The sequence below is a fragment of the Kluyvera genomosp. 1 genome, from assembly GCF_001266615.1.
GTDB lineage: Bacteria > Pseudomonadota > Gammaproteobacteria > Enterobacterales > Enterobacteriaceae > Kluyvera > Kluyvera cryocrescens_A.
This window is the reverse complement of record NZ_LGHZ01000020.1, coordinates 1-13,952: the sequence shown is the minus strand read 5'-3', so window position 1 is coordinate 13,952 and position 13,952 is coordinate 1. Positions and strand designations below refer to the sequence as shown.

The 13,952-nt window shown below is 50.2% G+C and carries 13 protein-coding genes; 11 read left to right on the top strand and 2 right to left on the bottom strand.

The genetic code is table 11. The annotated features are described in order from the left end of the window. Positions 1-24: 24 nt before the first annotated feature. From aroQ to fis, 8 genes are all read left to right on the top strand, one after another. On the top strand, positions 25-477 hold the full coding sequence (gene aroQ / locus KP80_RS12575) for a type II 3-dehydroquinate dehydratase (RefSeq protein WP_052283991.1): 453 nt from the start codon (positions 25-27) through the stop codon (positions 475-477). 22 nt (positions 478-499) lie between these two features. Next, positions 500-964 (top strand): acetyl-CoA carboxylase biotin carboxyl carrier protein, encoded by a 465-nt coding sequence (accB, locus tag KP80_RS12570; protein ID WP_052283990.1) that lies wholly within the window; start codon positions 500-502, stop codon positions 962-964. A gap of 10 nt (positions 965-974) precedes the next feature. After that, positions 975-2,324 carry an acetyl-CoA carboxylase biotin carboxylase subunit gene (gene accC, locus KP80_RS12565; RefSeq protein ID WP_052283989.1) on the top strand — a complete coding sequence of 450 codons (1,350 nt, stop codon included), beginning with the start codon at positions 975-977 and terminating at the stop codon, positions 2,322-2,324. 110 nt (positions 2,325-2,434) lie between these two features. After that, positions 2,435-2,677, top strand: coding sequence for a YhdT family protein (locus tag KP80_RS12560; RefSeq protein ID WP_052283988.1), 243 nt, complete (start codon positions 2,435-2,437; stop codon positions 2,675-2,677). After that, entirely contained in the window at positions 2,667-4,118 is a 1,452-nt protein-coding gene (panF, locus tag KP80_RS12555) for a sodium/pantothenate symporter (RefSeq protein WP_052283987.1), read from the top strand. Before KP80_RS12560 ends, panF begins: the two co-directional genes overlap by 11 nt. An 11-nt stretch (positions 4,119-4,129) precedes the next feature. Then, positions 4,130-5,011 carry a 50S ribosomal protein L11 methyltransferase gene (gene prmA / locus KP80_RS12550; RefSeq protein ID WP_052283986.1) on the top strand — a complete coding sequence of 294 codons (882 nt, stop codon included), beginning with the start codon at positions 4,130-4,132 and terminating at the stop codon, positions 5,009-5,011. Between the two features lie 360 nt (positions 5,012-5,371). After that, a complete protein-coding gene (gene dusB / locus KP80_RS12545; RefSeq protein ID WP_052283985.1) occupies positions 5,372-6,337 on the top strand; it encodes a tRNA dihydrouridine synthase DusB in 966 nt (321 codons plus the stop codon). 25 nt (positions 6,338-6,362) lie between these two features. Next, entirely contained in the window at positions 6,363-6,659 is a 297-nt protein-coding gene (fis, locus tag KP80_RS12540; RefSeq protein WP_000462905.1) for a DNA-binding transcriptional regulator Fis, read from the top strand. A 71-nt stretch (positions 6,660-6,730) separates the two neighbouring features. Here the strand turns inward: fis and KP80_RS12535 are convergent, their stop codons facing one another. Beyond that, on the bottom strand, positions 6,731-7,564 hold the full coding sequence (locus KP80_RS12535; RefSeq protein WP_052283984.1) for an MBL fold metallo-hydrolase: 834 nt from the start codon (positions 7,562-7,564) through the stop codon (positions 6,731-6,733). Between the two features lie 120 nt (positions 7,565-7,684). Beyond that, a complete protein-coding gene (gene envR / locus KP80_RS12530; protein WP_052283983.1) occupies positions 7,685-8,314 on the bottom strand; it encodes an acrEF/envCD operon transcriptional regulator in 630 nt (209 codons plus the stop codon). A 357-nt stretch (positions 8,315-8,671) separates the two neighbouring features. Between envR and KP80_RS12525 the strand changes: the two genes are divergently transcribed. The 3 genes from KP80_RS12525 (at position 8,672) to KP80_RS12515 (ending at position 13,476) form a co-directional block, all read left to right on the top strand. Then, positions 8,672-9,811, top strand: a complete 1,140-nt coding sequence (locus KP80_RS12525) for an efflux RND transporter periplasmic adaptor subunit (RefSeq protein WP_052283982.1) — start codon at positions 8,672-8,674, stop codon at positions 9,809-9,811. Positions 9,812-9,823: 12 nt separating this feature from the next. Further along, on the top strand, positions 9,824-12,934 hold the full coding sequence (locus KP80_RS12520; protein WP_052283981.1) for an efflux RND transporter permease subunit: 3,111 nt from the start codon (positions 9,824-9,826) through the stop codon (positions 12,932-12,934). Positions 12,935-13,254: 320 nt separating this feature from the next. Beyond that, the gene (locus KP80_RS12515) at positions 13,255-13,476 is read left to right on the top strand and encodes a lipoprotein (RefSeq protein WP_035891258.1); all 222 of its coding nucleotides are present in this window, start codon (positions 13,255-13,257) and stop codon (positions 13,474-13,476) included. Positions 13,477-13,952: the final 476 nt, after the last annotated feature.

Genomic DNA, 13,952 nt, shown 5'->3' with positions numbered 1-13,952 from the left:
AGAATTGCAGGAGATAGCAGCACAATGACTGACAAGTTTCGCATTTTGCTTTTGAACGGCCCGAACCTGAATATGTTAGGCACCCGTGAGCCAGAGAAGTACGGCACGCTGACGCTTTCCCAGATCGTTAGCCGCTTAAACGCGGAAGCTGAAACGCTGAACGTCACGCTAGACAGTCTGCAATCTAACGCCGAGTACGTCATCATCGACCGTATTCATCAGGCTAAAGACAACATTGACTATATCCTGATTAATCCGGCCGCGTTCACGCACACGAGCGTTGCCATTCGCGATGCGCTGCTGGCGGTGAGTATTCCGTTTATCGAGATTCACCTGAGCAACGTGCATGCGCGCGAACCATTCCGCCACCACTCATATCTGTCCGATATCGCCTCCGGCGTTATCTGCGGACTTGGGGCTGACGGCTATTCATACGCTTTACAGACGGCAGTAAAACGCCTGTCACAATCACACTAAACAAAGAGTACGGAACCCACTCATGGATATTCGTAAGATTAAAAAACTGATCGAGCTGGTCGAAGAGTCTGGCATCAACGAACTGGAAATTTCTGAAGGCGAAGAGTCTGTACGCATCAGTCGTTCAGCACCTGGCACCGGCTATCCAGTGATGCAGCAGGCCTACGCAGCGCCTGTTATGCAACCGCAGGCACCAGTTGCAGCAGCCGCTGCACCGGCAGCTGCTGAAGCTCCGGCTAAAGCTGAAATCAGTGGTCACATCGTACGTTCCCCGATGGTTGGTACTTTCTATCGCACTCCAGGCCCGGATGCTAAAGCATTCGTGGAAGTTGGTCAGAAAGTTAACGTGGGCGACACCCTGTGCATCGTTGAAGCGATGAAAATGATGAACCAGATCGAAGCTGACAAAGCTGGGACTGTGAAAGCAATCCTGGTAGAAAGCGGTCAACCGGTTGAATTTGACGAGCCTCTGGTCGTCATCGAGTAACGAGGCGAAGATGCTGGATAAAATTGTCATCGCTAACCGCGGCGAGATCGCACTGCGTATTCTTCGTGCCTGTAAAGAACTGGGCATCAAGACCGTTGCTGTGCACTCCACTGCGGATCGCGATTTAAAACACGTATTACTGGCGGATGAGACGGTTTGTATTGGCCCGGCTCCTTCCGTAAAAAGCTACCTGAACATCCCGGCTATTATCAGCGCAGCTGAGATCACCGGCGCTGTTGCGATTCACCCAGGCTATGGCTTCCTCTCTGAGAATGCCAACTTTGCCGAACAGGTTGAACGTTCCGGCTTTATCTTCATCGGCCCGAAAGCTGACACCATCCGTCTGATGGGTGACAAAGTGTCCGCCATCACCGCGATGAAGAAAGCGGGTGTACCTACCGTTCCAGGCTCCGACGGCCCGCTGGGCGATGACATGGACGCTAACCGCGCTCATGCGAAACGCATCGGCTATCCGGTCATCATCAAAGCTTCTGGCGGCGGCGGTGGTCGTGGTATGCGCGTTGTCCGCAGCGACACTGACCTGGCTCAATCCATTGCCATGACTAAAGCGGAAGCCAAAGCGGCTTTCAACAACGACATGGTCTACATGGAGAAATACCTGGAAAATCCTCGCCACGTCGAGATCCAGGTACTGGCTGATGGCCAGGGTAACGCTATCTATCTGGCAGAACGTGACTGCTCCATGCAGCGCCGTCACCAGAAAGTGGTCGAAGAAGCACCAGCACCGGGTATCACCCCAGAACTGCGTCGCTACATCGGCGAGCGTTGCTCTAAAGCCTGCGTGGATATCGGCTACCGCGGCGCGGGTACTTTCGAGTTCCTGTTCGAAAACGGCGAGTTCTACTTCATTGAAATGAACACCCGTATCCAGGTAGAGCACCCGGTTACCGAGATGATCACCGGCGTTGACCTTATTAAAGAGCAGCTGCGTATCGCTGCTGGTCAGCCGCTGTCCATCAAACAAGAAGAAGTTCAGGTTCGCGGCCATGCGGTAGAATGCCGTATCAACGCCGAAGACCCGAACACCTTCCTGCCAAGCCCGGGTAAAATCACCCGTTTCCACGCGCCTGGCGGCTTTGGCGTTCGTTGGGAATCTCATATCTACGCTGGCTACACTGTACCACCGTACTATGACTCAATGATCGGCAAACTCATCTGCTACGGTGAGACCCGTGACGTGGCAATTTCTCGCATGAAGAATGCGCTGCAAGAACTGATCATCGATGGCATCAAAACCAACGTTGATCTGCAGATGCGTATTATGAGCGACGAGCACTTCCAGCATGGTGGAACCAACATCCACTATCTGGAGAAAAAACTCGGATTACAGGAAAAATAATCCTGTTATCGCAGCAAAAGGCCGGAATTTCCGGCCTTTTTTCTTTTTATCTCCCCTCATCTTTTCCTTGCGGTACAATCCCCGCTTTCTTCATCCACAAGGGACAAAAAATGGACAAGCGTTTTGTTCAGGCCCATAAAGAGGCGCGATGGGCGCTGTGGCTAACCCTTCTCTATCTTGCTGCATGGTTAGCGAGTGCTTACCTACCAGATTCGATGCAGGGCTTTACCGGCCTGCCGCACTGGTTTGAAATGGCCTGCCTGCTGATGCCGCTGATTTTTATACTGCTGTGCTGGGCGATGGTGCGTTTTATCTTCCGTGATATCCCGCTGGAGGATAACGATGCAAACTGAAATTATCATCGTACTGGTTCTGTATCTGATGGTGGTGTTCGGCCTGTCGCTGTACGCCATGCGTAAGCGCAGCACCGGGTCATTCCTCAGCGAGTATTTCCTTGGCAGCCGCTCTATGGGGGGCTTAGTGCTCGCCATGACGCTGACCACCACCTATATCAGCGCCAGTTCGTTCATTGGCGGACCTGGTGCCGCCTATAAATATGGTCTTGGCTGGGTACTGCTGGCGATGATTCAAGTGCCGACCATCTGGCTGTCGCTGGGTGTACTGGGTAAGAAATTCGCTATTTTAGCTCGTCGCTACAACGCGATTACTCTGAACGACATGCTACAGGCCCGCTACCAGAACCGCGCGGTGGTTTGGATTGCCAGTATCAGCCTGTTGGTGGCTTTTGTCGGCGCAATTGCGGTTCAGTTCATCGGTGGTGCGCGCCTGCTGGAAACCGCTGCGGGCATTAAATACGAAAATGGCTTGCTGATTTTCGGCATCACCATCGCACTGTACACTGCGTTTGGCGGTTTCCGTGCCAGCGTACTCAACGACACGATGCAGGGCATGGTGATGTTGATTGGCACCATCGTACTGCTGGTTGGCGTGGTTCACGCGGCGGGTGGGTTGCATAACGCGGTCGAAACGCTGGAGCAGATCGATCCGAAGCTGGTGTCACCGCAGGGCGCTGACGATATTCTGACACCGACCTTTATGACCTCATTCTGGGTACTGGTCTGCTTCGGGGTTATCGGCCTGCCGCACACTGCCGTACGCTGCATTTCGTATAAAGACAGTAAGGCGGTGCATCGCGGTATTATCATCGGCACGATCGTGGTGGCACTACTGATGCTGGGAATGCACCTGGCGGGCGCGCTTGGCCGCGCGGTGCTACCGCATCTGACCGTACCGGATCTGGTCATCCCGACGCTGATGGTACAGGTATTACCGCCGTGGGCTGCCGGCCTGTTCCTTGCCGCACCGATGGCCGCTATCATGTCGAACGTTAATGCCCACTTGCTGCAGGCATCCGCAACCATCGTGAAAGATCTGTGGCTCAGCGCGCGTCCGACTAAAATACACAATGAGCACCGCCTGAAGCGCATCTCCACCAGGACGACGCTGGTGCTGGGTATTTTGATGATGCTGGCCGCCTGGCGTCCGCCAGAAATGATTATCTGGCTAAACCTGCTGGCCTTCGGTGGGCTGGAAGCCGTGTTCCTGTGGCCATTGGTCTTAGGTCTCTACTGGGAGCGAGCCAACGCGGCCGGTGCGCTGAGTGCAATGATCGTCGGTGGCGTACTGTATGCCGTACTGGCTACGTTTAAAATTCAGTACCTGGGCTTCCATCCGATTGTGCCTTCGTTACTGCTAAGCTTGCTGGCGTTTGTGGTGGGTAACCGTTTCGGTCAACCCGTGCCGCAAAGTGCCGTAATTTCTACTGATAAATAAAGAGTTTTGCCATGCCGTGGATCCAATTAAAACTGAACACAACCGGTGCAAATGCCGAAGACCTTAGCGATGCGCTGATGGAAGCCGGTTCGGTCTCCATCACCTTCCAGGATACGCATGACACACCGGTATTTGAGCCGCTGCCGGGCGAAACTCGCCTGTGGGGTGATACCGACGTTATCGGCCTGTTCGATGCAGAAACCGACATGAAAGAGGTGGTTGCCATTCTTGAGCAGCATCCTCTGTTGGGGGCGGGCTTTGTCCACAAAATCGAACAGCTGGAAGATAAAGATTGGGAACGTGAATGGATGGATAACTTCCACCCAATGCGTTTCGGCGAACGTCTATGGATTTGTCCAAGCTGGCGCGATGTGCCAGACGTCAATGCGGTCAACGTGATGCTCGATCCGGGCCTGGCGTTTGGTACCGGTACCCATCCGACAACCTCCCTGTGCTTACAGTGGCTGGACGGGTTGGATTTAGAGGGTAAAACGGTTATCGATTTCGGCTGTGGATCCGGGATCCTTGCGATCGCTGCCCTGAAACTGGGTGCGGCCAAAGCTATCGGGATCGATATCGATCCGCAGGCCATTCAGGCCAGCCGTGATAATGCGCAGCGTAACGGTGTTTCTGAACGTCTGGAACTCTATCTGCCGCAGGACCAGCCAGAGGCCATGAAAGCCGATGTGGTGGTCGCTAACATCCTGGCCGGCCCATTACGCGAGCTCGCCCCATTAATCAGCGTGCTGCCGGTTACAGGCGGTCTGTTGGGCCTTTCTGGTATTCTGGCAAGCCAGGCGGAAAGCGTTTGTGAAGCTTACGCCGACCTCTTTAACCTCGACCCGGTGGTGGAGAAAGAAGAGTGGTGCCGCATTACCGGGTGCAAAAAATAATCGTTTTTCAATGCGGCCTTCGGGCCGCATTTTCCCCTGTTATATCCACCATCAGCCCCATAAATGAGAAGCAGATCTCATTTATTGTTCCTTTTTCGTTCATAAAATCATCTCTTTATCGTCTACATCATCCCCATTACGTAAGAAATCGAGAGAAGTTTTACGATTTTATTAATGAGCACAAATCATCCAGTTTCATTTAATCCGATGATTAATATAGATATTTATTAACAATCCATTCCCAGCGCTGAGATTCATTGATCTACAACATCGGATTGCTCAAAGTTTGGCCTTTCATCTCGTGCAAAAAATGCGTAATATACGCCGCCTTGCAGTCACAGTATGGTCATTTCTTAACTCATGCGCATCGGACACTATCAGCTCAGAAATCGCCTGATCGCAGCACCTATGGCTGGCATCACTGACAGACCATTCAGGACGCTGTGCTACGAGATGGGAGCAGGTTTGACAGTATCCGAGATGATGTCCTCCAACCCGCAGGTCTGGGAGAGCGACAAATCTCGTCTACGAATGGTGCACATTGATGAACCAGGTATTCGTACCGTGCAAATTGCCGGTAGCGATCCTGAAGAGATGGCCGGAGCCGCCCGCATTAACGTGGAAAGCGGTGCCCAGATTATTGATATCAATATGGGCTGTCCGGCAAAAAAGGTGAATCGCAAGCTCGCAGGCTCAGCCCTACTGCAATACCCTGATCAGGTGAAGGCTATCCTGAACGCGGTTGTTAAGGCGGTGGACGTTCCTGTCACACTCAAGATTCGCACTGGCTGGGCTCCAGAACACCGTAACTGTGTAGAAATTGCCAAACTGGCTGAAGACTGTGGCATTCAAGCTCTGACTATTCACGGACGCACCCGCGCCTGCTTGTTTAACGGAGACGCTGAGTACGACAGCATTCGGGTAGTTAAGCAGAACGTTTCCATTCCGATTATCGCGAATGGTGACATTACTGACCCGCTTAAAGCCAGGGCTGTACTCGACTATACGGGGGCTGATGCCCTTATGATAGGCCGTGCGGCTCAGGGAAGACCCTGGATCTTTCGGGAAATCCAGCATTATCTGGACACTGGGGAGTTGCTCCCACCACTGCCTCTGGCAGAGGTGAAGCGCTTGCTTTGTACGCATATTCGGGAACTGCACGACTTTTATGGTCAGGCAAAAGGGTACCGAATTGCGCGGAAACACGTATCCTGGTATCTCCAGGAACACGCTCCAAATGACCAGTTTCGGCGCACATTCAACGCCATTGAAGATGCCGGCGAACAGCTGGCGGCGTTGGAGGCATACTTCGAAAATTTTGCGTAATTAGAAATAAAGAGCTGACAGAACTATGTTCGAACAACGCGTAAATTCTGACGTACTGACCGTTTCTACCGTTAACTCTCAGGACCAGGTAACTCAAAAGCCCCTGCGTGACTCGGTTAAACAGGCACTGAAGAACTATTTTGCTCAACTGAATGGTCAGGATGTTAATGATCTGTATGAGCTGGTACTGGCTGAAGTAGAACAGCCCCTGTTGGACATGGTGATGCAATACACCCGTGGTAACCAGACCCGCGCTGCCCTGATGATGGGCATCAACCGCGGTACTCTGCGTAAAAAACTGAAAAAATACGGCATGAACTGATACTAATCAGTTAAGTTGCTGTTTAAGAAGGCGCTACTCGGCATGGGGACGCGCCTTTTTTATTGCTCGTTTTACGCTTCAGAATAGACCAGCCGATAACCGCTTTCTACCGGGATCAGCTGAGCAAATCCCGTCCCACCAAAGTGCATACCCGCCACCAGCAGCCTTTCTTCTGCCACCAGTGCCATGATCTCTTTACGCGACGCCTGTGCCAATGCAGGGTTAATATCAAAAGCCACCGTCACTTCCGGATGCGCCGTCTGGATATAGGGGAAATGAACGATGTCTCCCCAGATAAGCAAGCTCATATCATCGGCGTCTATTCGATAGCCTGTATGCCCTGGCGTATGACCCGGCAACGGGATAGCAGAAATACCGTTAACGATAGGCTTGTCATCAAGGAGATGAACGCGAGAGCCATACACAGCCAGCGTTTTACGCGCTTGAGCAAAGTTACGCTGCGCTCGCTCGTTGGCCTGCGTAAAGCGTTCATCGTCTTGCCAATAGGCTAATTCATGTGGATGCAGATAAAGTTGGGCATGCGGATAAACTGCCTCATCATTGTCGTCCAACAGCCCACCAATGTGATCAGGATGGGCATGCGTCAGTAAAATAGTATCCACATCATCAGGCATCACTCCTGCCGCCAGAAGGTTAGACTTCAGCTGCCCGCCGATGTTGTTCACCCCACCGGTCCCGGAATCAATCAGAACGGTGTGACCGCGCCCACGAACCAGGTAACCATAGATGTGGAGATTTCCGGGTTCGTCAATTCCAGCTCGGCGCTGTATCTCACCGGCGTCCGTAATTTCAATTCCTGAGAGTAGATCCAGGCTAGCCGCCATATTACCGTCACTCAGTGCCGTAACCTGAAAATCCCCTACCTGATGGAAAACATCATGCATAAAAACCTCATTATAAGCAGGATCAGTAGGGAACAAGATGACAGATAGCGAATACGGAGGACAGCACGAGTACGGCTAAATGAATTAATTTCAGGCTCGGTGACGCTGATCACATACGAGCTAGGTTGAACAGCGAAGGGATGGGCAGAAAGTGGCCATGACGTTATCCACCAGCAGAGGAGCCTGCTGGTAGAGATCGAACTGCTGCGGATCCATCAACCAGTTTTTGATAATTCCGCTAAATGCGCTGTGCAATATAATCAAGATAATTTCGATATTGCTATCAACAGGCAATACACCGTTACGGATACACAGCTGTAGATTATCTCGCATATATTCATAATTAAATCCTATCTTTCGCCGGATTTCTGCCTCTGAAATCATTTCGCTGCTGAATTCACATTTGTGATATAGAATTTGCATCAATGCGCGCTGCCTGGGGTTTTCAGCAATGTATTGCAAACCAACAATAAATTTGTTTCTTAAATTTTCTAATGGATTCTCACCTTCCAATGGCTTCACCTGGTGATGTAATAATTCACGTAACGGTTGTTGCTCCTGCCACATGGCATTAAACAACTCGCTTTTGCTCGCGAAATGCCAATAAACCGCGCCACGCGTTACACCCGCAGCATCAGCAATGTCGGTTAGCGTAGTGCTACTAACACCATGTAAAGCAAACTGTTCAACTGCCGCATTCAGTAGCATCTGCCGGGTCCTGAGCGCTTCTTCTTTTGTTTTTCTTGCCATAAAAGGTTTTGCTCACCGATAAATTCAGCGATTTAAATGTTTCGTTAATTAAAACTATCACTCAAATCAAGCGTAGTATTTAGCAAAAAGTTTTATACCGTAATAAAACGATCAAATACATGAGGTGAATAATTTCATGGAAATATATTATGACAATGAATACCAAGTAACACCACACTGAAAAATTAAATAACCAGATACAGCTATTTTGTGTTTTCGTGCCTTTAGTGAGCGGCTAAAAATAACTAAGCCTTACATCCACCGATGTTTATTTGTAGGATAGCGAACTGCTTTTTATTCATTATTTCTTTCACAGATTATTAGCCTAAACAGGTTATCAATCTATAAGGAACCGCAATGCCGAGTTACGCCAGGGTTACACTTCTATCAAGCTTAATGATCACAACCCTACTCCTGAGCGGTTGCGATAATTCAGGTGATCAGCAAATGCATGCACCCATTCCCCAGGTTACTGTGCATGTCGTCAGCAACGCGCCATTGTCCATCACCACGGAGCTGCCAGGCCGCACAACCGCATTTCGCGTCGCAGAAGTTCGCCCGCAGGTAAGTGGCATCATCCTGAAACGCAACTTCACCGAGGGTGCCGATGTACTGGCGGGTCAATCGCTGTATCAAATTGATCCAGCAACCTACCAGGCAGCCTATAGCAGCGCAAAAAGCGATGAATCAAAAGCGCAGGCAGCCGCCTCAATCGCTCATCTGACGGTAAAACGCTACGTTCCATTGCTGGGTACGAAATACATCAGCCAGCAGGATTATGACCAGGCTGTTGCCACCGCTCACCAGGCCGATGCTGACGTCATGGCAGCCAAGGCTGCCGTTGAGAGCGCTCGCATAAATTTGGCCTATACGAAAGTGACCTCGCCTATTTCCGGGCGTATTGGGAAATCCAGCGTGACGGAAGGCGCCCTGGTCACCAATGGCCAGTCCGATGCGATGGCCACCGTACAGCAGCTTGATCCTATTTACGTCGATGTCACGCAATCCAGCAGCGATTTTATGCGCCTGAAGCAGGAAAGCTTACAACAAGGTAACGACGCAAAAAGCGTTCAGTTGCTCATGGAAAATGACCAGCCGTATGCCTTAAAAGGCTCGCTACAGTTCTCTGACGTCACCGTTGATGAAAGTACAGGGTCTATTACTCTGCGCGCCATTTTCCCCAACCCACAGCACGTCCTGCTACCAGGCATGTTTGTACGCGCTCGTATTGATGAGGGTGTAAACCCCAGTGCGATGCTGGTTCCTCAACAGGGTCTGACCCGCACACCGAGAGGTGATGCAACGGTTCTAGTGGTTAACGACAAAAATCAGGTCGAAACGCGTAGCGTAGTGGCGACACAAGCCATTGGCGACCAGTGGTTGATTACCAGCGGTTTGAAAGCTGGCGAGAAGGTCATTATCAGCGGTCTGCAGAAAATACGTCCCGGCGTCACTGTAAAGGCCGAAGAAGATACGCCAGCTCCAGTCGCGCAATAAGGTACCGCTTTTATGTCTAAGTTTTTTATCCATCGACCGGTTTTCGCCTGGGTGTTGGCCATCATTATGATGATTGCCGGCGGCTTAGCTATTTTGCAGTTGCCTATCGCTCAGTACCCTACGATTGCCCCACCCGCTGTCGCCGTTTCTGCCAATTATCCCGGTGCCGATGCACAGACCGTGCAGGATACCGTAACTCAGGTTATCGAACAGAACATGAACGGTATCGATAATCTGATGTATATGTCATCAACCAGCGACTCTGCAGGTTCCGTGACCATTACGCTGACCTTTAAGTCAGGTACCGATCCCGACATCGCTCAGGTTCAGGTTCAAAATAAGCTGCAGTTGGCCACACCACTGCTACCGCAGGAAGTGCAGCAACAGGGGATCAGCGTCGAGAAATCGAGTAGTAGTTTCCTGATGGTCGCCGGTTTTATCTCTGATAATCCGAATACAGTACAAGACGATATCTCCGACTACATCGCATCCAACGTCAAAGATCCTATCAGCCGATTGAACGGCGTTGGTGATGTGCAATTATTCGGGGCCCAATACGCAATGCGTATCTGGCTCGATAACAACCTGCTGAATAAATACAATATGACGCCGGTGGACGTTATCAATCAGTTGAAGGTACAGAACGACCAGATTGCAGCCGGTCAGTTGGGGGGAACGCCTGCGGTGAAAGGGCAGCAGCTCAACGCATCGATTATTGCCCAAACGCGTCTGAAAGATCCGGAAGAATTCGGTAAAGTCACTCTACGCGTTAACGCAGATGGCTCGGTTGTACATCTCAGTGATGTGGCCCGTATTGAACTCGGCGGCGAAAACTACAACGTCATTGCCCGCATTAATGGTAAACCCGCTTCAGGATTAGGGATCAAGCTAGCGACAGGTGCCAATGCGCTGGATACTGCAAACGCGATTAAAGCGAAACTCGCAGAACTACAGCCCTTTTTCCCACAGGGCATGAAGGTTGTGTACCCTTATGACACCACGCCGTTTGTTACCTTATCCATTCACGAAGTCGTCAAAACGTTATTTGAAGCCATCATCCTTGTCTTCCTTGTGATGTATTTATTCCTGCAGAACATCCGTGCGACGCTTATCCCAACGATTGCAGTGCCTGTCGTGTTACTGGGAACCTTTGCGGTGTTGGCAATCTTTGGCTACTCAATTAACACATTAACCATGTTTGGCATGGTGCTTGCGATTGGTTTACTGGTTGATGACGCTATCGTGGTGGTCGAAAACGTCGAGCGCGTGATGGTTGAAGAAAAGCTATCGCCTGTTGAAGCGACGGATAAATCCATGTCGCAGATTCAGGGAGCGCTCGTCGGTATCGCGATGGTGCTCTCAGCGGTCTTCGTGCCAATGGCTTTCTTTGGTGGCTCAACCGGTGCTATCTACCGCCAATTTTCTATCACCATCGTCTCAGCGATGGCGCTGTCTGTCCTGGTCGCCTTAATCCTGACGCCTGCGCTATGCGCTACTCTGCTAAAACCCGCCGTCAGTGAACATGCTGAAAAGAAAGGCTTCTTCGGCTGGTTCAATGCGAAATTCGATAGCAGCGTAAACCACTACACTAATAGCGTAAGCGGTATTCTCCGTGGGACGGGACGCTATCTGATCGTGTATTTGTTGATTGTGGTCGGCATGGCTGTGCTCTTCATTCGCTTACCGACCTCATTCCTACCGGAGGAAGATCAGGGCGTATTCCTGACCATGGTTCAGCTCCCCGCCGGAGCCACTCAAGAGCGTACGCAAAAAGTGCTGGATACAGTCACGGATTATTACCTGAATAATGAAAAGACGAACGTTGCGAGCGTCTTCACCGTTAACGGCTTTAGCTTTGGTGGCCAAGGACAGAACTCAGGTATGGCCTTTGTCAGCCTGAAACCCTGGGATGATCGAAGCGGGGAAGAGAATGGTGCAGAATCCATCATCAAACGCGCCACTATAGCCTTTAGTCATATTAAAGATGCCATGGTGTTCCCTTTTAATATGCCCGCAATCATTGAACTGGGGACCGCCACAGGTTTCGATTTTGAGTTAATTGATCAAGGTAACCTTGGCCACACGTCACTGACCCAGGCGCGTAATCAGCTGTTGGGCATGGTACAGCAACATCCTGACCAGCTCGTCCGCGTTCGTCCAAACGGGCTTGAAGACACAGCACAGTTCAAGCTTGATGTTGACCAGGAAAAGGCGCAGGCGCTAGGCGTTTCCTTGTCAGACATCAACGAAACCATCTCCGCGGCATTGGGTGGATATTACGTTAATGACTTTATAGACCACGGTCGAGTGAAGAAGGTCTATCTACAGGCGGATGCCAAATTCCGTATGCTACCTACCGACGTCAATAATATGTATGTACGCAGTGCCAACGGTAAAATGGTTCCATTCTCCGCTTTTGTCACTTCAAGGTGGGTCTACGGTTCCCCACGCCTTGAACGTTTCAACGGTCTACCATCTATGGAGATTCTGGGAGAAGCCGCACCGGGTAAAAGTACAGGCGAAGCGATGGCCTTAATGGAACAACTAGCGACTAAGCTACCTGCTGGGATTGGTTTTGACTGGACGGGAATGTCTTACCAGGAACGGTTATCCGGTAATCAGGCACCTGCACTCTACGCGATCTCATTGATCGTTGTTTTTCTGTGCCTGGCTGCACTTTACGAAAGCTGGTCCATTCCTTTCTCTGTCATGCTCGTTGTCCCATTAGGCGTCGTCGGTGCGTTGTTGGCCGCCTCGCTGCGTGGCATGAATAATGACGTTTACTTCCAGGTAGGATTACTTACCACGATCGGCCTTGCAGCAAAAAACGCCATTTTGATCGTCGAGTTTGCCAAGGACCTGATGGATAAAGAAGGTAAAGGGATCATTGAGGCGACGCTAGAAGCATCACGTATGCGTTTACGCCCAATTCTGATGACCTCTCTGGCCTTTATCCTCGGTGTAATGCCACTGGTTATCAGCCATGGAGCGGGTAGTGGTGCACAAAATGCCGTAGGGACTGGCGTTATGGGGGGAATGTTAACGGCTACACTGCTAGCCATCTTCTTTGTGCCTGTATTCTTCGTTGTTGTCCGGCGTCGATTCGGTAAACACAGCGAATAATTACTGTTCCATATCCATAAAGGCGCCCATGGCGCCTTTTTTATGTGTCGCATATTGTTCATTCATAAGTCTTTAGCACTCAATATGTTAGCTAGAGCCGCACCGTATTATCCTGCTTGTTGCCTGTATTTATGATTTTCTCCTGCATTTTTTCTTCACGATCCCACCCATTCTAACGGTTGTTCTCCATGATATTTACGTAGCACATAAATTGAGATTATTTCCCCTATCAAGCCAATATAGTGAAGGTGATAAAATAAGCCATTCCGTAATGCGCCATCTTTCTGTCGCATTGAAACGGGCTCTTTAGAGGCTATATCATGAAAAAATTTATTCTGGTGACCCTGCTGGCAACATTGCTGGCTGGCTGCGCACATGACTCACCATGCGTACCCGTTTACGATGATCAAGGGCGGCTGGTTCATACCAATACCTGCATGAAAGGTACGACTCAGGATAACTGGGAAACCGCAGGAGCCATCGCGGGTGGTGCAGCTGCACTGGCAGGTTTGACGTTAGGTATTGTCGCTCTGACTAAGTAGTCAGATCAGCAGTCTGTCTTCCGCGCTTATTGGTATTAATCTAAATAGCATAAGCGCGGAATAATGATTTTCAATTTTATATCTCACACCATCATTTAAAAAAAATTATAATAGTAGGCCATCATAAAGAGTTACCGAATACTATCTCCCACCTTGTAAAACTCACTACATAAATAGCCCTATAGCAAAAGGTCTTCATCGTTCGTTTTATCGCACAGGGCGACCAACTGACGATCTAAAATATAAGATGGAATTTTTCTAGCAATGCCGGATATATCCTTAGGGCATGAAGCTCGATAAATTTATGCTAATCAGTCACTAAGATGTAATGGACGTAAGAATAACGACAGACATGCGAACTATAAATGTAAAAAGGCCCATCCGTTAGGATGGGCCTTTTTATTATCTAATAAACAAAAGGCCCAATCTTTCGATTGGGCCTTTTGTTCTAATTGATGTCTGGCAGTTCCCTACTC

What these genes read in the sequence shown, in the direction of transcription:
- aroQ (WP_052283991.1), top strand. Translation starts at nt 25, where the DNA reads ATGACTGACAAGTTTCGCATTTTGCTTTTGAACGGCCCGAACCTGAAT.
- accB (WP_052283990.1), top strand. Translation starts at nt 500, where the DNA reads ATGGATATTCGTAAGATTAAAAAACTGATCGAGCTGGTCGAAGAGTCT.
- accC (WP_052283989.1), top strand. Translation starts at nt 975, where the DNA reads ATGCTGGATAAAATTGTCATCGCTAACCGCGGCGAGATCGCACTGCGT.
- KP80_RS12560 (WP_052283988.1), top strand. Translation starts at nt 2,435, where the DNA reads ATGGACAAGCGTTTTGTTCAGGCCCATAAAGAGGCGCGATGGGCGCTG.
- panF (WP_052283987.1), top strand. Translation starts at nt 2,667, where the DNA reads ATGCAAACTGAAATTATCATCGTACTGGTTCTGTATCTGATGGTGGTG.
- prmA (WP_052283986.1), top strand. Translation starts at nt 4,130, where the DNA reads ATGCCGTGGATCCAATTAAAACTGAACACAACCGGTGCAAATGCCGAA.
- dusB (WP_052283985.1), top strand. Translation starts at nt 5,372, where the DNA reads ATGCGCATCGGACACTATCAGCTCAGAAATCGCCTGATCGCAGCACCT.
- fis (WP_000462905.1), top strand. Translation starts at nt 6,363, where the DNA reads ATGTTCGAACAACGCGTAAATTCTGACGTACTGACCGTTTCTACCGTT.
- KP80_RS12535 (WP_052283984.1), bottom strand. Translation starts at nt 7,564, where the DNA reads ATGCATGATGTTTTCCATCAGGTAGGGGATTTTCAGGTTACGGCACTG.
- envR (WP_052283983.1), bottom strand. Translation starts at nt 8,314, where the DNA reads ATGGCAAGAAAAACAAAAGAAGAAGCGCTCAGGACCCGGCAGATGCTA.
- KP80_RS12525 (WP_052283982.1), top strand. Translation starts at nt 8,672, where the DNA reads ATGCCGAGTTACGCCAGGGTTACACTTCTATCAAGCTTAATGATCACA.
- KP80_RS12520 (WP_052283981.1), top strand. Translation starts at nt 9,824, where the DNA reads ATGTCTAAGTTTTTTATCCATCGACCGGTTTTCGCCTGGGTGTTGGCC.
- KP80_RS12515 (WP_035891258.1), top strand. Translation starts at nt 13,255, where the DNA reads ATGAAAAAATTTATTCTGGTGACCCTGCTGGCAACATTGCTGGCTGGC.